The 17,196-nt window shown below is 46.6% G+C and carries 19 protein-coding genes; 10 read left to right on the top strand and 9 right to left on the bottom strand.

Annotated elements, in window-relative coordinates:
- Nucleotides 1–603: 603 nt before the first annotated feature.
- Both G8759_RS22035 and G8759_RS22030 read right to left on the bottom strand, forming a co-directional pair.
- Nucleotides 604–1,350, bottom strand: a complete 747-nt coding sequence (locus G8759_RS22035) for an SIMPL domain-containing protein (protein ID WP_167212512.1) — start codon at nt 1,348–1,350, stop codon at nt 604–606.
- Nucleotides 1,351–1,387: 37 nt separating this feature from the next.
- On the bottom strand, nt 1,388–2,395 hold the full coding sequence (locus G8759_RS22030; protein WP_167212509.1) for a cation diffusion facilitator family transporter: 1,008 nt from the start codon (nt 2,393–2,395) through the stop codon (nt 1,388–1,390).
- A gap of 72 nt (nt 2,396–2,467) precedes the next feature.
- Between G8759_RS22030 and G8759_RS22025 the strand changes: the two genes are divergently transcribed.
- Together G8759_RS22025 and G8759_RS22020 are read left to right on the top strand one after the other, a co-directional pair.
- Nucleotides 2,468–3,016, top strand: coding sequence for an NUDIX domain-containing protein (locus G8759_RS22025; RefSeq protein WP_167212506.1), 549 nt, complete (start codon nt 2,468–2,470; stop codon nt 3,014–3,016).
- Between the two features lie 107 nt (nt 3,017–3,123).
- Nucleotides 3,124–3,762 carry a LysE family translocator gene (locus G8759_RS22020; RefSeq protein WP_162390574.1) on the top strand — a complete coding sequence of 213 codons (639 nt, stop codon included), beginning with the start codon at nt 3,124–3,126 and terminating at the stop codon, nt 3,760–3,762.
- A 20-nt stretch (nt 3,763–3,782) separates the two neighbouring features.
- Here the strand turns inward: G8759_RS22020 and G8759_RS22015 are convergent, their stop codons facing one another.
- Nucleotides 3,783–4,469: a porin family protein gene (locus tag G8759_RS22015; protein ID WP_167212503.1), complete on the bottom strand. Its 687-nt coding sequence runs from the start codon at nt 4,467–4,469 to the stop codon at nt 3,783–3,785.
- 280 nt (nt 4,470–4,749) lie between these two features.
- Here G8759_RS22015 and G8759_RS22010 point away from each other — a divergent pair, with 280 nt between their 5' ends.
- Nucleotides 4,750–5,313 carry a dihydrofolate reductase family protein gene (locus G8759_RS22010; protein WP_232073900.1) on the top strand — a complete coding sequence of 188 codons (564 nt, stop codon included), beginning with the start codon at nt 4,750–4,752 and terminating at the stop codon, nt 5,311–5,313.
- Nucleotides 5,314–5,440: 127 nt separating this feature from the next.
- On the opposite strand, the gene G8759_RS22005 is transcribed toward G8759_RS22010, so the two are convergent.
- Both G8759_RS22005 and surE read right to left on the bottom strand, forming a co-directional pair.
- Nucleotides 5,441–6,985: a GH3 family domain-containing protein gene (locus tag G8759_RS22005; protein ID WP_167212500.1), complete on the bottom strand. Its 1,545-nt coding sequence runs from the start codon at nt 6,983–6,985 to the stop codon at nt 5,441–5,443.
- 105 nt (nt 6,986–7,090) lie between these two features.
- Nucleotides 7,091–7,867: a 5'/3'-nucleotidase SurE gene (surE, locus tag G8759_RS22000; RefSeq protein ID WP_167212497.1), complete on the bottom strand. Its 777-nt coding sequence runs from the start codon at nt 7,865–7,867 to the stop codon at nt 7,091–7,093.
- Between the two features lie 127 nt (nt 7,868–7,994).
- Here surE and G8759_RS21995 point away from each other — a divergent pair, with 127 nt between their 5' ends.
- A complete protein-coding gene (locus G8759_RS21995; RefSeq protein ID WP_167212494.1) occupies nt 7,995–8,546 on the top strand; it encodes a GNAT family N-acetyltransferase in 552 nt (183 codons plus the stop codon).
- Entirely contained in the window at nt 8,536–9,492 is a 957-nt protein-coding gene (locus G8759_RS21990; protein WP_317166710.1) for a glycosyltransferase family 2 protein, read from the top strand. The genes G8759_RS21995 and G8759_RS21990 overlap by 11 nt, the downstream gene beginning before the upstream one ends.
- A 105-nt stretch (nt 9,493–9,597) precedes the next feature.
- Here the strand turns inward: G8759_RS21990 and trhO are convergent, their stop codons facing one another.
- Nucleotides 9,598–10,578 (bottom strand): oxygen-dependent tRNA uridine(34) hydroxylase TrhO, encoded by a 981-nt coding sequence (gene trhO, locus G8759_RS21985; RefSeq protein ID WP_167212491.1) that lies wholly within the window; start codon nt 10,576–10,578, stop codon nt 9,598–9,600.
- A gap of 258 nt (nt 10,579–10,836) precedes the next feature.
- On the opposite strand from trhO, the gene G8759_RS21980 reads away from it, so the two are divergent.
- Nucleotides 10,837–11,472 (top strand): deoxynucleoside kinase, encoded by a 636-nt coding sequence (locus G8759_RS21980; RefSeq protein WP_167212488.1) that lies wholly within the window; start codon nt 10,837–10,839, stop codon nt 11,470–11,472.
- Between the two features lie 124 nt (nt 11,473–11,596).
- On the opposite strand, the gene G8759_RS21975 is transcribed toward G8759_RS21980, so the two are convergent.
- A complete protein-coding gene (locus tag G8759_RS21975; RefSeq protein WP_167212485.1) occupies nt 11,597–12,514 on the bottom strand; it encodes a Ca2+-dependent phosphoinositide-specific phospholipase C in 918 nt (305 codons plus the stop codon).
- Between the two features lie 370 nt (nt 12,515–12,884).
- Entirely contained in the window at nt 12,885–13,670 is a 786-nt protein-coding gene (locus G8759_RS21970) for a hypothetical protein (protein WP_167212482.1), read from the bottom strand.
- Nucleotides 13,671–13,903: 233 nt separating this feature from the next.
- Between G8759_RS21970 and G8759_RS21965 the strand changes: the two genes are divergently transcribed.
- The 4 genes from G8759_RS21965 (at nt 13,904) to G8759_RS21950 (ending at nt 16,626) form a co-directional block, all read left to right on the top strand.
- Nucleotides 13,904–14,359 (top strand): hypothetical protein, encoded by a 456-nt coding sequence (locus G8759_RS21965; protein WP_167212479.1) that lies wholly within the window; start codon nt 13,904–13,906, stop codon nt 14,357–14,359.
- A gap of 166 nt (nt 14,360–14,525) precedes the next feature.
- Nucleotides 14,526–15,176, top strand: a complete 651-nt coding sequence (locus G8759_RS21960; RefSeq protein WP_167212476.1) for a hypothetical protein — start codon at nt 14,526–14,528, stop codon at nt 15,174–15,176.
- Nucleotides 15,152–15,955 (top strand): sensor histidine kinase, encoded by an 804-nt coding sequence (locus G8759_RS21955; protein WP_167212473.1) that lies wholly within the window; start codon nt 15,152–15,154, stop codon nt 15,953–15,955. Before G8759_RS21960 ends, G8759_RS21955 begins: the two co-directional genes overlap by 25 nt.
- Nucleotides 15,952–16,626, top strand: coding sequence for a response regulator transcription factor (locus G8759_RS21950; RefSeq protein WP_167212470.1), 675 nt, complete (start codon nt 15,952–15,954; stop codon nt 16,624–16,626). Before G8759_RS21955 ends, G8759_RS21950 begins: the two co-directional genes overlap by 4 nt.
- A 70-nt stretch (nt 16,627–16,696) precedes the next feature.
- Here G8759_RS21950 and G8759_RS21945 read toward each other — a convergent pair whose 3' ends face one another.
- Complete coding sequence (locus tag G8759_RS21945) at nt 16,697–17,113, bottom strand: response regulator (protein WP_167212467.1); 417 nt, start codon at nt 17,111–17,113, stop codon at nt 16,697–16,699.
- Between the last annotated feature and the right edge of the window lie 83 nt (nt 17,114–17,196).

The following is a 17,196-nucleotide window of genomic DNA, read 5'->3' as shown; positions in this document are numbered from 1 at the left end:
TTTTAGGGTGGGTCAAACCCAAGAAAAGCATGGGGTTTAGTAAATAAAACGGGTAAGTCAAGATTTTTGGGTTAGTCAGCTAAACAATATGCTAAATTCGAAACTGAGCGAAATCAATCCATTCAGGATCTACTCGCTCATAGTTCAACTGTAATATTTGTAGTAAGTATTTGAAAACGTAGTAATTCCTATCCCCGTTTTAGCCCGATTTACCAGTCGGATAGGCGAAATCAAACTCCGAGGAGTTCCCATTCAGAAAATTCAAAATGGGTTAAGTATGGCTGAGGTGTTATAGCAATGTTTTACCAAAAAAGAAAAAACGCCCTCTCAGCGAAATGCGGGGGCGTTTTTTACCGGTATTTGAATACAACCTGAATTGAAAAAAGCAATATCTGCGCTATTCTGTCGAATTAGCTAATGCGTCAAAATTGGTAAATAAAAAGAATTAATACAACTTTTTGGGTAAATAATAATTTTTAGCCCAAAATAGCGCCAACTGATGCATAATAGCATAAGAATTAATAGCAATAAAGTGCCTGATAATCAGGAAAGGAGCTGGTAGCCTGGTCTGAAATTGAAAAATAGATTGGGATATAAAAGGAATCAATTCAATTCATACACAACTTTTACGATGGCAGCGGAGCGAAACGTTTGTTGTATCGTTGCCACCGGTCGCATGGGGTCAGCCATGTAATTAGTCATGTAGGGGTTTAATGCTGTTGTGCGAATATTACCAACAGATTCATTTTCTTCGGCCTCACCGATCCTGACAATACGCTTTACTGAACGCGATATGGCTTTGGCCAGTCGATCGGCTTTTTCTTTTGCATTGGCCACCGCCTGATCAAACAGCCTAAGTTCAATCTCCCGTTGTTTACTAACTGAAAAAACTGTCGATAAATCCGTAAATCCATTGGATGCCAGGTGTTGTTGCACTTCGGCATAGCGCTTCAGATCATCGAATTTGACCGAAATTCGCTGATATCCCTTGAATTTTTCGGTTGGTTGCCCCATACCAACACCGCCCATTGAATAGTCACGCTCCTTTCGTACCAATAGCTGAAGAATATGCAGGTCTTTGGTCGGTACTTTTAGTTCAGTCAATATGGCCACGAGTCGCTCACGGGCTCCTTTATGCTGTTCGTAAACCAGGGTTATGTCTTTTTCATCCGTGTAGGATAAATTGACGGTAAGGGTTGCCTGGTCGGCGGGCACTTCTTCTACAGCCTCTCCAAGTACAATTAAATGATTATCAGTCGATTGCGCCCGAGAATTGCAAATAGAGCAGAAGCCAAAAACAAGAAACAGCAGGACTGACGTCAGCCTGAAATGAGTAAAGTTACTAGACATGTTCGGTGGGTATTTAGCTTAATTTATTGGTTACAAGTTAACTATTGGGGACTTCTATTGACACGAAGTGCTTCTGATTGAGTGGTAGGTTATCGGCAGTCCATTCAACATCGTTAACGAAGGCGAAGGCCCGAACAGGACAATTGGTAACCCGGCAATAATGGCAGCATTCATTGACACAGGGGTCTGTATGCACAAAAATTTCGACCTCGCCCAGGAAACCATCTTTGAGCGTATCTTCGAAATGATGTACTTCATCATGTACCTGATTCAATTCCCAATAATAGGGTAATGTGAGGTGGCAGTCAATATGCAGATCAGCTCCGTATTTCTGCACCCTCAGGTTATGGACGTCAATCCAGTTCGCGTCTTTATTGTCGTTTAATAGGGTCACCACGCGGTCGAGTGTAGGCGCGTCGGTTTCATCCATCAGACGAGCCACCGACAGACGGATGAGTTGAAAACCGTTGTAAATAATAACGAACGATAGGAGCAGCGAAAGGGCGCTGTCGATCCAGTGTTTACCCGTCAGAACAACCAGTGCCACACCAACCATTACGGCAATACTACTGAATGTATCCGTCAGTAAATGGCGACCATCGGCGGTTAGGGCCAGCGAGTCGGTTTGTTTCCCTGATCGGATAAGCATCCAGCCTACAAATGCATTGGCAATGGCTGTTAAACCGATTAGAGCGAAGCCCAGATCGAGATTGGTGAGGACTTTAGGCTCGTAAAAACTTAGAATTGACTGCCAGATTATGACCAGACCAGCCGACAGGATCATCGCACCCTCGAAACCCGAAGACAAAAATTCTATTTTCCCATGACCATACGGGTGGTTCTGATCGCGGGGCTGACCGGCCAGATAAATGCTATAAAAAGCGAATCCGCTGGCTAAAACATTGACGATTGATTCGACCGCATCGCTGAGAATAGCTGTCGAATAGGTCAAAAAATAAGCCGTGAACTTAAGTATCAGCAGGACAATGCTCAGCCCCAGTGAGACGCTCATCCAGCGGTATTTAGTACGTTGAGTGGCGCTCATCAAGTGTTACGGAATGTTGTTAGAAACCACAAAGGTACTATTCGTAGCTGTATTGTTCGTACTTTCGTGTGCATGAACGAGACAGAAAACCCCTGGCAGACACTGGAATCGTCGGTTAAATATGAAAATCCCTGGCTGTCAATCAGACACGAAGACGTCATAACCCCCGCTGGCACACCTGGTATTTATGGAGTTGTCAGTTTTAAAAATAAAGCCGTAGGTGTTATTCCAATCGATGCCGAAGGAAATACATATCTGGTTGGCCAATATCGGTATCCACTGAACGAGTACTCATGGGAGATTCCGGAGGGCGGCTCCCCGTTAGGTACTGATCCACTCGAATCAGCCAAGCGGGAGCTTCGCGAAGAAACGGGGCTCGAAGCCCGTCAGTGGACCAAAATTGCCCGTATTCATACATCCAATTCGGCTACCGATGAAGAGGGTTTTCTGTATATAGCGGAAGATCTGGTTCAGGGCGATCATGAACCAGAAGAGACCGAAGAACTGCGTGTCTGGAAACTCCCACTAGCCGAGGCTGTGGATATGGCTGTGACCAGCCGAATTACCGATTCGCTCAGTGTCAGTGGCCTGTTAATCGTAGCCCGATTGAGAGGAATCTAAACACCAGTTATGGTTTATAGTTTACGGTTTATAGTTTGTGGTGAAATCAGCCTCCTTAGCCGAAAGCCATAAACCGTAAATGATACACCATAAACCGGACCTTGCTTGTGTTTTTACCTATTCTTTTTGGTTTTTTAGTCGGCGTTGCGCTTTGTTTGACTTTTGGAACAGTGTTTTTTGCCCTGATTCAAAATAGTGTTGACAATGGATTTCGGTCGGGGCTAAAAATAGTTTTCGGGGTGATCACGGGCGATACGCTCTTCGTACTGGCTGCATTACTTGGTACGGCATTTATCCCCAAAGTTCAGGGCTTTGAAAATCTGATGGCCATCGTTGGCGTCTTGTTTCTGACAGCCATGGGTCTGGTCAATATTTTTAAAGGAACGCCCCGGCTGGCGTATCCCAAAACCCGCTTTGGCAATTTCGTTTACTATTTTACGACGGGTTTTTTCCTGAATGCACTCAATCCGGTCAACTTTGTATCGTGGGTAGCCATTGTGGCCTACATTCGTTCACACCTGCATTACACCATGGCCCAGCAATACGGATTCATGATTGCTGCTCTAGTGGGCGTTTTCGTGACCGAATCGGCACTGGCCTATTATGCAAATCGACTGAAGCGCCTATTTACCCCCCGAGTCGTATTGATTTTCAACCGTACAACGGGGGTTGTCTTTCTTATTGGCGCTGCAAATATTGCCTATAATCGGCTGCTTGAGCCGTTATCGAAAGCGATGAACTGGTGAGGAAGAAATACAGGGGATGTCTATTCACCAATCACGAAACGAATTCCTAAATTAGCCGAAGCGGTTTGGCTGTTATAACCAAAAGCGGTTGAGTAACCCGATTCACTCCGGTTCGGAAAGGTAATGTAAGGATGATTGCCGCTCTGCCAACCATAGCGAAGCTTACCATAAATCCCAAACCTGGGTGTAATCGAATAAGTTAAGCCAGCAAAAACCGATAATTCAGATTCATGGCCGGTTTGACTGAGATAAATCGATAAATCGCGAATACTTAAGTCAAGTTGCTGATAGGTATACCGGTAAGAAGCTCCAACATAAGGCTTTATTTTTCCCTTCCCGAAAAACTGTTGGACATACGGGGCAATCCCGATCTGTTTAGGGGATATAGCGGTTGTGTAGACTCCTGCCTGGGTAGCTATTCCATCACTGTAATAAGTCCCTTTTTGGGGTGCCCACCCAATCGGTACTGCTATGCCCACCCAAAGGTTTTTGGTCGCCAGGTAGCCAACACCAGGTATTATTTTGCGAAGGAAGTAATCATCAATACCGACCATGTTTTTCAGAAGAAACAGGTTATCCGTTTCCAGCTCAACCACCCAATGCCCTACTGACTGTCTTGTCGTTAATTCTTGATTCTGAGTAGTTTGCTGAGCTCTGAGTAAACTGGTAATTCCAAGTAAAGAAAGAATAAGGAAAATGTTCTTCATGGCTCCAAAAGGCTACAACTGAGAAGCAATGTATTAATAATTCTTATCAGCCTTAACTATATTAAGACTATTTAACGGGCTTGACTTCCGTCAATAAAAAAAGTTGGAGAAGAACTTAGAACACTACCTTAAACCCAGCGTTTGAGGGTAGAAACGCAATAAAATAAGGTTCTTTTTGTAGGTTCAAAATCTGATGACAGACTTTTGCCACAGCGACTAGCCTTATGTTAAGGGATTATGAGTAGTACGTTTCGACAACCTATACACCAATAACACCTGAATGGAAGCAGACTCCTTTACAATGACCATCCATATGGTCTCCAGTCTTGACGGCATTATCGCCAAAAAAGACAATAGTGTTTCATGGTTTGATACATCGGACTACTACGAGAAAGGAGTTGAAGTTACGGAGCAATCCACGCAGGAATTTCTCAAAACAATCGATTGCTATATCATGGGATCTCGCACCTACGAACACGCCCTGGAACTGTCAAAAGCGTATGGATGGGCTTACGGAGATGTACCGACAATTGTAGTCACTCATCGAAGTCTACCGATTGAGCGAAAAAACATTGAATTGTATTCAGGCGATCTGCCCCAACTTGTAACCGAACGATTAAAGCCAAACTATAAAAATGTCTGGCTTGTCGGTGGTGCCATACTGGCCAGAGAGTTCATTCGGTTAAACTTAGTGGACGAAATAAGGCTGTCAATTCTGCCTATTCTTTTAGGTGAAGGGACTCTGTTTTTCGAGCAAATTGGACAAGAACAACCATTACACCTAAAAGAGGTAACAGCCTATAAAAGCGGAATGGTAGAATTATGGTATGAGATAAAAAAATAAGTTGTATAAAAAGCCAATTCAGCCGAGAGCTTGTCCATTAAATGGGTATCACTCGTTAATTAGACCATACAGGCTCAGTACACAAGTACATCTTAACCATTCCAGACTTTTGCAACAGCCACCTGTATCATAGGCTTTTCAGAAAGTTTTCCCACTCACCGATCAGGTTCTTTTTCAGAACACGCGGAAACTTGTTCTGACCGCCCATTTTTCCTCTTGATTCCATCCAGTTATAAAAGGTTTTAGCAGGTAATACCGTGACGGTTATTTCTTTAAGGGCGTGCCGACGCTCAACGGCGTAATCATCGTTGAGTTCCTTTAGCTTCGCGTCGATTCGGTCGCGAAGATCACTGGCATCTACACTGTCATCCGTTCCAACGTACCAGTGGTGAGCGAACAAAGTGTCGTGGGAGACGCCGGCCACGGTAAATTCCCGAATGGAAATGCCCATTTCCTGCGAAACCAGCTCAATGGCTTTATTCATATTGTCGACAGACAAATGTTCACCACACAGGCTCAGGAAGTGCTTTGTACGGCCCGTAATGACAATTTCTGACCGCTTTTTACTGACGAACCGGATTGTATCACCTATTAAATAACGCCAGGCTCCCGAACAGGTAGAAATCAGCAGGGCGTATTCTTTGCCTTCGTCTACTTCATCGATCATCAGCGTTTGGGGATTCGCAACCAGTTCGCCGTCGGACGTGAAATTCTGTTCATTAAACGGAATGAATTCAAAAAACAGACCATTGTTAAGCACCAGCTGCATGCCTTCGGCATTAGGATGGGTTTGATAGGCGATGAATCCTTCAGAGGCCAGATAGGTTTCGATGTAGGTGATTGGATGGGCCAGCAGTTTCTCAAAGCCTTTCCGATACGGTTCAAACGAAACCCCGCCGTGACAGAAAACCATTAGGTTCGGCCAGACATCGTGAATGGTTTTGGCATTATAGCGGGCAATGATCTTCTCCATCAGCAACTGAATCCAGGCCGGAACACCAACGATATAGCCGATATCCCAACTACCTGCCTGCTCAGTTATTTCATCCAGTTTAAGCGCCCAATCCCGTTCCTGCGCAATCTCCCGGCCGGGTTTGTAAAATCGCTGAAACCAGAACGGGATCTGGCTGGCTGTAATGCCGCTCAGATCGCCTTCGAAGTGCCCTTCGCGTGCGTTCAGATTTGTACTGCCGCCCAGCATCAGATACCCTTTTTCGTAAAGCGTTGAGGGAAGGTTCTGATAGCGACCAAGCGTCAGAATCTGGCGGATACTGGAACGCTGAATGGCTTTGGACATCGATTTGGTCACCGGAATGTATTTCGATGCTGCTTCTGATGTGCCGGAACTGAGCGCAAAATATTTTACGCGTCCTGGCCAGGCGATATCTTTTTCACCCGCCAATGAACGTTTCCACCAGCCATCGAACATGGAGTTGTAATCGTGAATGGGGACAATCTGTTTGTATTTTTCGTAAAACTCCCGTTGTGTCCCAAACTCGGTCGAACTAAGCAGCTCTTCGAAGTGGTAGGTCGTACCAAACTCCGTAAACCGTGCTTTGCTGATGAGTTTGCGAAAGGCTTTGCGTTGCTGCTTAAACGCGGTCATTTTTCGCAGCCTGACGGCATTCGTTAACCGAATACCGTTTTTGAGCATACTGCCTAGTAGAGCCATAATGATTGTCAGTTTTCCGTTTTCCGTTTAAAGTTCAGTGGCAAATGCAAAGGCTGTTGATGTCATACCCTTGTTCAGCCAACTATTAACGAAAACGGAAAGCTATTAAAGGTTCCAGTTTTTTAGTTCATCCAACATGCCATATGAGGTCAGGTCATAATGACAGGGTACAACAGACGTATAGTTCTGAGAAAGAGCATATTCGTCAGTATCTTCGGCATGGGAGTCGAAATTAACGAAATCCCCCGCCAGCCAGAAATACCGTCGACCGTGTGGGTCGCGCCGTTCGTCGAACACTTCCTGCCATTTCGCATTGGCCTGGCGGCAGATCCGAATGCCTTTCAAGGGTTCGGCAGCTTTGGCCGGAAAATTGACGTTCAGTGCTGTTCCGCGCTGAAGGCCACGTTCCAGCACCATACGAACAATGCTCAGGATATGCTCATGCGCATGCGAAAAATCAGCCTTGCTCGTAAAGTCGCCCAGCGAGAAGCCAATGGCCGGTATCCCTTCGATAGCCGCTTCAATGGCCGCCGACATCGTGCCAGAATACAGAATACTGATCGATGAATTACTGCCATGATTGATACCACTCACAACCAAATCGGGAGAGCGGTCTTTCAACACATGATGTTTGGCCAGTTTGACACAGTCGGCCGGAGTGCCCGAACATTCATAGGCCGGAACATCGCCAAAGATATCGGAAGGATAAAGTCGAATCGGATTAGATATCGTGATGGCATGACCCATCCCCGACTGAGGGCTATTCGGGGCAACCACGACCACCGAACCTACTTGTTTCATCAATTCAACGAGTGTCCGAATCCCATGGGATGTGATACCATCGTCGTTCGTTATTAAAATCAGAGGCTTTTGCTCGGCCATAAAAAGTCAATTGTCATCAGTTGTCAGTCAATAAATGAATGTTGAGGCAGGATACTCGTTGCCCGCAACGGATGCCTATTGGCTGACTTACTATATTTGTTGCAAAACTACGTAAATACGACTGAACGTGCCGTTTAAACTTCGTACTGCTACTTCCGCCGACATTCCGGCTATTATCCGGCTGCAGGAGCAAATCTGGGAACCGACCTACCGCCCTATATTATCATCGGAGCAAATCGAGTATATGTTTACGACAATTTATGCACCTGAAGCGCTTCTGGAACAGATGACTACGCTTGGTCATACGTTTGTATTGCTCGAAACCGAGGGTGATCAACAAACGACAGAGTTAAAAGGATTTGCCGCTTTTGCGCCGTATGGACCAGATAATAAGATATTCAAACTGCATAAAATTTATGTTTTGCCCACTCAGCAGGGGAGTGGTTTGGGCAAAACGCTGATGACAGAGGTTGAAACCCGATGCCAGTCGTTGGGCGGAGAAGAGCTTCTGCTGAACGTAAATCGGTATAACAAGGCCCGAACGTTCTACGAAAAACAAGGATTTCGGGTATTGTATGAAGAGGATATTGCCATTGGACCTTATTGGATGAATGATTATGTAATGAGCAAACCTTTAGGCATACAGTCGGCCAGTAACCCAGTTTCGTATGATGTCTGATTCACTGGTTTCGGTTGTTGTGCCGCTTTACAACGAAGCCGATAATGTTCGACCGCTGCTGGAACGCATCCGTGAAGCACTCTCGACACTTCGCTACGAGTTGATACTGGTCGATGATGGCTCCAGAGATGCTACCGTAACGATTGCCAGGCAGTTTGCCGATAATCGAACGAAATTGATCGTGCTGGCCCGGAATTATGGGCAAACCACCGCGCTGGCCGCTGGTGTCGAAGCCGCAACGGGCGAATACATCGTTACGCTGGACGGTGATCTGCAAAATGATCCGGCTGATATTCCGGTTATGCTTAAACTGGCGCAGACAGAAAATTGGGATGTGGTAGCTGGCAATCGGGCCAATCGTCAGGACGGATTCCTGCTTCGCAAAATACCCAGCCGCATTGCCAATGCGTTGATTCGCCGGATGACGGGCGTTTACCTGAAGGATTATGGCTGTACGCTCAAAATTTTTCGGCGCGAAGTAGCGCAGAAATTAGGTCTTTATGGCGAACTGCACCGTTTCATACCCGTACTGGCGGCTATGCAGGGAAGCCGAATGACACAAATAGATGTACGGCATCATCCACGAATTCACGGCGTTTCTAAATACGGATTGGGTCGAATCGGCCCCGTGTTGAATGACTTACTGGTTGTGCTGTTTTTGCAGCGCTATTTCCGTCGGCCGATGCGGCTGTTTGGGCCAGTAGCTGCCATCTCTCTTCTGTTGGGGGTAGGAGTGAGTCTGTTTTTGCTGGTGCAGAAACTGTTTGGTGAGATAAGCAATCTGACCTCTTGGCTCATACTGATTGCTGTGCTGCTGCTGGGTGGACTTAATTTACTGGCATTTGGCTTTATTGCCGAGATACAGATGCGGACCTATTTTGAGGCTGGTCACAAACCGACGTATCGAATTCGGGAAGTGATTCAGGGGCAGGTATGTGCTGATTAAGCTTTGCGTTTTTGCTGCCCGGACAGACAGATCTAGCGGATAGCCAATGGCTTGTCGAAGCCAGACACAACAGGCTCACTGATCGAAATAAAAGCAGTCCAGAAACTAGTCAACCTGAATCGATACCTCAACCCGTTGCCCCCGTCGACTGACGTAGCCCTGCATCGGCGAGTAGCTTTGGGTTTGCTTCCCGTAATAGCCCGTACCGTCGTATGCCCGTAAATTAGGATCTTTTTTGCAGTCGTCAGTACAGGTGCCACCGTGTTCGTCTCCGCAGTTTTCGCAGAGGGTAATATGGTTGTTACAGGATGGGCTGGCGCAGTTAATCATCCGGCTTGTTGCGGTACCGCACCGGAAACAGGTCGATACGATGGCCGGATTGACCTGGTTTACGGGCACAGTGACGCGATTGTCGAAAACATAACATTGACCATCGAAATCCTCGCCCCCCGCTTCCATACCGTATTTGATAATGCCCCCATGAAGCTGGTAAACATTGTCAAAACCCTGTGACAGGAGATAGGCCGACGCCTTTTCGCACTTGATACCACCTGTGCAATAGGTGATGATTTTCTTGTTAGAGCCTTTGAGGTGTTCAATTTCCTGAATATGATCCGGCAATTCGCGCAGATTTTCCATGTCGAACGTAACCGCCCCTTTGAACTTGCCTACCGCATGTTCGTAATTGGAGCGCATATCGATCAGCACGACATCGGGGTCATTTTTTAACTTTTTAAATTCATCCGGTTCCAGGTGAATGCCGGTCTGTCGAAGCGGATCGACAGGGAGTTCGGAATGAACAATCTCATTCTTGATCCGAACATGCAATTTCTGAAAGGTGTGATCGTCGGCTTCATCGATCTTAAACTCAATACCCGAAAAGCGCGGATCGGCGTGCAGAGCAGCCATATAGGCCTCGCAATCAGCGGTCAACCCCGATACTGTACCATTCAGCCCTTCTGGAGCCACAATCACACGCCCAAGCAGGTTCAGTTGAAGGCACAGCAAATGATGCTCCTCGCGATATTGTACCGGATTTTGGATGGGTGAATAGATATAGTATAAAAGAACGCGATATGGTTTCATGATCAATAAGAGAAATCGGACTGCCGAAGCGGAGCGAATCAATGAATTTACAACGCTTCGGGCACGGTCGCTGACTCAGAAATTTTCTGCAAAAATAAACCCATTTTGGTTAAGTTCGTTCCATTAGAGGGCGTAAGAGGAGGAGAGTCAGATGAACAGGGAAAGAAACCAATGAAATCGGGCCTGCCTGTACCTTGGGCTATCGTTCCTGACTTCTCATTCCCAAATGCCCTTCTTGCTCTTAACTATCAACCTTTTATGCATATTGCGATAACCGGAAATATCGGAGCTGGCAAGACAACACTCGCGGGACTATTGGCCAGTCATTACGGCTGGGAGGTGCTATACGAAGCAGTAGAGGGTAATCCGTATCTGGCCGATTTTTATGAAGATATGCCGCGCTGGGCTTTTAACCTTCAGATCTATTTTCTCAATAGCCGCTTTGCGCAGATGCGCCGGGTGCTAACAGTTGCCGAACAGGGCCATACGTCTATTATTCAGGACCGCACTATTTACGAAGATGCCGCCATTTTTGCCCGTAATTTATACCTGCTGGGCACAATGAGCGAACGTGATTATCAGACCTATCGGAACCTGTTTGAAAACATGATGAGTATGGTTCGTCCACCCGATCTGATGATCTACCTGCGTGCCGATTTGCCGAAGCTCCGCAAACAGATCCAGAAACGCGGCCGGGCTTTCGAAAAGGCGATCAGTGATGATTATCTGGACAGTCTGAATCAGCTCTATGAAGAATTTGTCGCATCGTATCAAATCGGGGATCTATTGATCGTTGATGTTAATCAGCTGGATTATACGGAACGCCCAGCCGATTTTGCAGAGATCGTCCATCAAATTGATCATTGGTTACTGCGCACGATAGCCCGTCCGTGATTTTTTGAATTAAATCCACGGACTATCCCCAAACGATTCCGATTTATACCAACAAAAAGAGGGGCACCCGGACGAACCAGGTGCTCCCATTTTTTTAGACAATCAGGTGTGAAACAACTTCTCGTTAAGCGCTGTCTTTAGACAAGAGCCGGATCATTTGTTGGGGTGCTTCAGCAACCTGACGCTGGTTGACCGTCTGGAAGGTGCTTCGCTGGGCGAAAGGAGCATCGTTACTGACTTCAGCCCAACTGTAATTACTTACTTTATCGGTGGCAATCAGCGAAGCACCAGCTGACTGAGCATTGTTCCACAGATCTTCACCATTGGCGATATAGACCCGAACCAGCAGGTTTTTGGTTGAATAGGCTGGAATGCTTTGCGCCCATTTATCGTGATCGTCCGAGTAAATGTGCATGTTGATGACAACCCTCGAGCCGGTCGTTGGTACATCCGGATTGGATTCATCGTCGGGGCGGTCCATATCGGCAAAACACAGACATCCCTGCTGGTTTGTATTGGCGTAATAGGATTTCCAGTCTTCATTTCCGCTCAGACAGAAAATGAACCGGTTTCGCATATCGCCCAGAGTTGGCCAGCCCGTCAATTCAACATTTTCGCAAAGCGATCTGGATTTACTGGTATAGAGTAAAATGGGGTTAAAAATCAAACTTGTCCGGAAATAGCTGGTCAGGTATCCATCAATCTGATCGGGGAATGTGGTTTTGTCGCCGTTGGAGCTTTTAATGTCGAGCGTTACCCAAACCGGATCGTGGTCTGGATTTGTATCGTGCCAGCTTAATAGTGAGGCCAGATAAGTAGACAGATCCGGCCCACCACCTCCCGAATGGCTAACCGTGAACAAGCCCGTTCCTGGATCGTCGGAGTGCCGCCAGATATCGAGCTCAACACCGCGACACCCGCAGTTATAGGGCTTGTCGGGATGAAAAACCAGTTGATCATACAGCGACTCGTCGCGATCGTAGGAGTTATGTGATCCTTTGAAAGTTACGGATTGGTAGGGGAGGTTCTGATAGCTACTCATAAAATGTAAAAAAGAAGAAGGTAACTACGGAAAAAGAAAGTATGCCTGAATGGCGTTTAGCAGCATCATGACAACTAAAAATAGCGTGGCCAGAATGGTTATAAGTGATAACTTTCTCATAAATAAGATTGACACTAACTGGGTGGTAAAAGCGGAATGCCGCATAGGAAAAGGCCATTCCGACGGGCTGACAGGCTGGTTGCTTTTCGGACAACAGACGCCATAATCATGAATGTAGCCAGGTTAAATGGTTGGCAGCACCACCACGGGTAACAGCAATGCTGCCAGGTTATCAAAGCAAAATGATTCGATCTGAGCAGGATGAAGACATAATTTCCCTGAAGAACAGAACTGACTATGCCGACCTCATTTAGAAGATCGAATTCGGAACGGCTTCCAGTAATTGCTCTTTAAGCTGCACATCCTGATCGATATTACTATGACGGGTGATTATGATACCCACGTTGTAATACCCTGCATTATCGTCGAATCGCTCATCGAAAGCCAGAATGTTAATAGCTCCCCGACCAGGTTTACCCGAGGTTGCACTCATCCGGCCGTTGTTTGGGCTAGTGGGGTCATTCGAATCATTCACAATGGGGCATGGAAAAAACGCATTCACGTTCTTGGTATCGTCGCTGTAATATTTGTAGAGTCTGCCCTCATTTTTTGTGTCACCAGTCAGATGATAATCATCGGTAGCGTAGATAGCTCCACTCGATTCGGGCATGCAGACAATCAGACCTCCTTCATTTTTTGCATAGTCTCCTGTGCCTGGGTCAAGGCCATAGGCAGTCCGACGGGCAGTCCCTAACTCATCAGGAACCGCATCGATAATAGCCTCAACGCCAGCCGTAAAACCAGCAACCAGTGGAGCCATTTCGGGTTCGGCCAATACTATCGCTCCGCCCGCTACGACATTGATAATACCCACGATTCCCTTGATGGGTTCCATACTCACTTTATCGAAAGAGGCAATGCCAGCGGTGTTATATACCTCGATTTCGTCACCTTCCAGCACATTGTCGATGACGATGCCTTTGTCATCATTGGCCGGAATAGATGCCCAGACCAGATAGTACTGAATAGGCCCCTGATCGCCAGCCTCATCGGGTAGCGTTACCGTGGGATTGAATGTTACTGCTTCGAGAACCATGGGGTTATTTGTTTAGAAATGAATTAAAAAAGAAGAAATTGTCGATGCAAAAGTGTATGATTGCTCAAATCTGTAAATAAGCAAAACCACCCGATCGTCTAAACAGGTAGTTCACTGGGCAGCAGCCAGGCTTTTCTGCCTGTTTTATGAAAACGGGTAGTTTTACGGATGTGCAGTCTTCCCCAATTGCATTGTTTTGCGCTTAACTCAAATCAGTTAACTCTATCGCTTAAATGACTACCGAATCAAAACAAGATGAATGGGTGCCTTTTTCTGTCCCTCTCGAAACCGCCCAATCCTGGATTTCCAACTGGATTGATGCTGATCCGGAGGGTAAACAGCTCAGTCCAACCGAAATGCGGGGGTTTGTGGTTCGTCGGGCCGACTTTGTGGAACTTCTCAAGCAGGATGATACCGAATTTATTCGCATGTACATAGGCCGGAAAGAAGATCTAAAGGAAGGACGCCTGCGCCCCTGTCTCTTGCTGGTATCGGCAGCGCATCAGAAAGACATCGATCCGACAGCATCCGACCCCGACATGATTATTGACCTGGTGGGCCCAATGGTTATCAATACCGGTAATGAGGCAATGGAGGAGACCTATAACGTGTTTGATTTCTCGCACGGTTGTCCGCCTTATTGTGATCCCGAAAGTCCATTGTTCATCGGCCCTGCTGACGAAAACTGAGGTAAGGTTGCTTCTGCTTGGAGCCAGACAGAGGGAAGTTATTCGGTAGAAACCCGAGCGGAGGGGTACGATTAATACACGGAGTTGATTGATTCATTGCCCCTCCCGACAGTTCGCGATCGATAAGAAAAGACAATACGTTTACTCATCAACAACTAAGAACCGCATGCAGGATTTTTTTCTATGGATAGGTGACAACGGAACCTGGTTTCTACTCGTTTCAGTGGCCGTGGTACTGATTCGAATAGCTTACCTGACAGGCTACCTGAGGTACGTAGCCCTGTTCGTGGGACTAGCCACGTTAGGTGAGGCTGTTTCCTACATTACGTCCTACCTGAACGTTCCTAACCTGTACATACTGCATCTATACACGATCCTGGAATTCAACATCATTGCCCTGTTTTATTTTTCCTTTTTCGGTACTTTTTATCCCCGCCCATTAGTGCCGGGTTTTATGGTAGGTTTTACCGTTCTGGCCATTCTGAACAGCCTGTTTCTCCAGCCACTTCATGGCTACAACACCTACGCACGTGGCCTTGAGGGCCTGCTGGTTATCGCGCTGGCAGTACTTTGTTTTTATAAAATGCTGACCGAGCTAACCGAAAAGCGAATCGACAGGCACCCTGTCTTCTGGATCAACACGGGATTCCTGCTCTACTTTGCCGGGAGTTTGTTTTTTTTAATTCTGAGCAATGCGCTGCTGAGCAACTCGAATCGAACGCTTATATTGACTGTTTTCGGCCTTCATGCGCTCCTGATGGTCCTGATGCATCTGTTAATTAGCGTTGGTTTATGGTTCAGCCCGAGACTTCGATAGACATTTATGTTCTTGTTTTTGGAGGAGCATTGGCACTTTCACTGCTGGTAGCCGGAATCGTTGGTTTTCTGCTTTTTTATCAGAAACGGCTCTCCGACCAGGCATTAAAGCTTAAAGAAATGGAATTAAACTACCAGCAGGATGTAGTGTACCGCACACTCGATGCGGTGGAGGACGAGCGTAAGCGCGTTGCCCGTGACCTTCACGATGAGGTGGGGGCTGCTCTTTCGGCAATGCGCCTGCTGGTTGGGCAATTGGCTCACAAAAATCAGAATAAAACCGAAGCCGACGACCTGACAACCCGGTTCAAAGTGGTTATTGACAATACCATCGACAGCGTCCGGCGAATTTCCAACGATCTTCTGCCTCAGGGACTCGAAGAACTTGGGCTAACCTATGCGCTTGAAGGCTTGTGTGAAAGTGCGATGGATATTGCTGATGTCAACGTTGAACTCACGGTTGACCATGAGATCACGTTGCCTACCCGTACGAATCTGATTGTCTACCGATTGGTGCAGGAGTTGCTTAACAATGCCCTTAAACACGCCGACGCCAGCGATATCCGGTTACAGTTGCACCAGCGTGATAATCGGCTGGAATTGCTGTACGCTGATGATGGGAAAGGATTTGATTATGCCCAGGCTTACCAGCAACGTAGTCTTGGATTGAAAAATATTGAGACCCGCGCCCAGATGCTCAACGGAACCGTTTCGTTCGAGACCCAACCTGGTCAGGGTCTACGGGTAACTGCTGTCATTCCCTTAACTACTTCTCTATGAGTTCAATTCGCGTGGCCATTGCCGACGATCAGGTATTGTTTCGCAAGGGTATGATTGCTATTGTAGATGCGTTTGAGGGGATGAATATTGTGCTTGAAGCCGACAATGGACGTGCCTTACTCGATGCTTTGGCCGTTGCAGATCCGTTGCCCGATGTCGTTTTGCTCGATCTCTCGATGCCGGAACTAAACGGGGTCGAAACAACGAAACTCATTCACTCCGACTATCCAGCTCTGAAAATTATTATCCTGTCGGTTTATGGCGAAGATCGGTTCGTGACGCACCTGATGGATTTGGGCGTAAATGCCTATCTGTTCAAAAATGTAGAACCGCTCGAAGTTGAACGGGCCATAAAGGCTGTGGTTGAATCAGATTTTTATTTTAATGAAGCCTTCCTGACGGCACTGAAAAACCGGATGCTCGTAAAAAAGCCCCGTCGGTTGCTTACCGATGATTTGCCTGCTACGCTCACTGCTCGTGAAATCGAAGTGCTGAATTTGATTTGTAAACAACTGACAGCCCCTGAAATTGCCGATCGGCTCTGTGTCAGTATCCGAACTGTAGACGGCCACCGGGCTAATCTGCTCGAAAAGACCAATGCCCGCAATACCGCTGGTCTGGTTTTGTTTGCCATTAAAAATCGCCTGATCGACCCCGCCGATCTGCTTTAAATACCGATTTTTGAGAAAGCCCTTCCAAAGTCAATAATACTATTAGAGGTTGATAGTCAAAAAAGTTTGCTTATTGTGAAGGTCGATTAAATTTAAGCCAGTACGTACAGACTGACTCAAATATTTCTTTGTACTGAGTCATGCCATCTGGTTTAGCCAGAAATGAATTGGCCCCCGCTTCATAACAGGCAGTTATCTCGGCCTCATCAACCGTACTGCTCATCATAATGACAGGAATATAATGCCATTGTGGATGCTTTTTCAGATAGGTCAGAACCTGCTCTCCGCTTAATCCAGGCATATGCAAATCGAGGATAATGAGTTCAGGCTTGCCGGTTGGATAAGCCTGAATATGCTGATAAAGCGCATCTCCGCTCGCAAAAAAACGAATTGAATACTGAGACAGAAATCGCGTGAAAATCTGCTCGGTTAAAAAACGGTAGTCAGCCCCGTCATCAACGATAAAAATTCGGGACTCTGCCAGCATAGATTAAATGTTAGAACGCACAGGCCAGTGATTGTTTGCCTTATTTAATCCTTACTACCAATGAGTCCGAAATGATTTACTAA

The organism is Spirosoma aureum (genome assembly GCF_011604685.1).
Classification (GTDB): Bacteria; Bacteroidota; Bacteroidia; order Cytophagales; family Spirosomataceae; genus Spirosoma; species Spirosoma aureum.
This window is presented reverse-complemented; position numbering and strand designations above follow the sequence as displayed.

Bases quoted from the DNA above. Each gene is read 5' to 3' on its own strand.
- G8759_RS22035 (WP_167212512.1), bottom strand. From the start codon at position 1,350: ATGTCTAGTAACTTTACTCATTTCAGGCTGACGTCAGTCCTGCTGTTT.
- G8759_RS22030 (WP_167212509.1), bottom strand. From the start codon at position 2,395: ATGAGCGCCACTCAACGTACTAAATACCGCTGGATGAGCGTCTCACTG.
- G8759_RS22025 (WP_167212506.1), top strand. From the start codon at position 2,468: ATGAACGAGACAGAAAACCCCTGGCAGACACTGGAATCGTCGGTTAAA.
- G8759_RS22015 (WP_167212503.1), bottom strand. From the start codon at position 4,469: ATGAAGAACATTTTCCTTATTCTTTCTTTACTTGGAATTACCAGTTTA.
- G8759_RS22010 (WP_232073900.1), top strand. From the start codon at position 4,750: ATGGAAGCAGACTCCTTTACAATGACCATCCATATGGTCTCCAGTCTT.
- G8759_RS22005 (WP_167212500.1), bottom strand. From the start codon at position 6,985: ATGGCTCTACTAGGCAGTATGCTCAAAAACGGTATTCGGTTAACGAAT.
- surE (WP_167212497.1), bottom strand. From the start codon at position 7,867: ATGGCCGAGCAAAAGCCTCTGATTTTAATAACGAACGACGATGGTATC.
- G8759_RS21990 (WP_317166710.1), top strand. From the start codon at position 8,536: ATGATGTCTGATTCACTGGTTTCGGTTGTTGTGCCGCTTTACAACGAA.
- trhO (WP_167212491.1), bottom strand. From the start codon at position 10,578: ATGAAACCATATCGCGTTCTTTTATACTATATCTATTCACCCATCCAA.
- G8759_RS21980 (WP_167212488.1), top strand. From the start codon at position 10,837: ATGCATATTGCGATAACCGGAAATATCGGAGCTGGCAAGACAACACTC.
- G8759_RS21975 (WP_167212485.1), bottom strand. From the start codon at position 12,514: ATGAGTAGCTATCAGAACCTCCCCTACCAATCCGTAACTTTCAAAGGA.
- G8759_RS21970 (WP_167212482.1), bottom strand. From the start codon at position 13,670: ATGGTTCTCGAAGCAGTAACATTCAATCCCACGGTAACGCTACCCGAT.
- G8759_RS21965 (WP_167212479.1), top strand. From the start codon at position 13,904: ATGACTACCGAATCAAAACAAGATGAATGGGTGCCTTTTTCTGTCCCT.
- G8759_RS21960 (WP_167212476.1), top strand. From the start codon at position 14,526: ATGCAGGATTTTTTTCTATGGATAGGTGACAACGGAACCTGGTTTCTA.
- G8759_RS21955 (WP_167212473.1), top strand. From the start codon at position 15,152: ATGGTTCAGCCCGAGACTTCGATAGACATTTATGTTCTTGTTTTTGGA.
- G8759_RS21950 (WP_167212470.1), top strand. From the start codon at position 15,952: ATGAGTTCAATTCGCGTGGCCATTGCCGACGATCAGGTATTGTTTCGC.
- G8759_RS21945 (WP_167212467.1), bottom strand. From the start codon at position 17,113: ATGCTGGCAGAGTCCCGAATTTTTATCGTTGATGACGGGGCTGACTAC.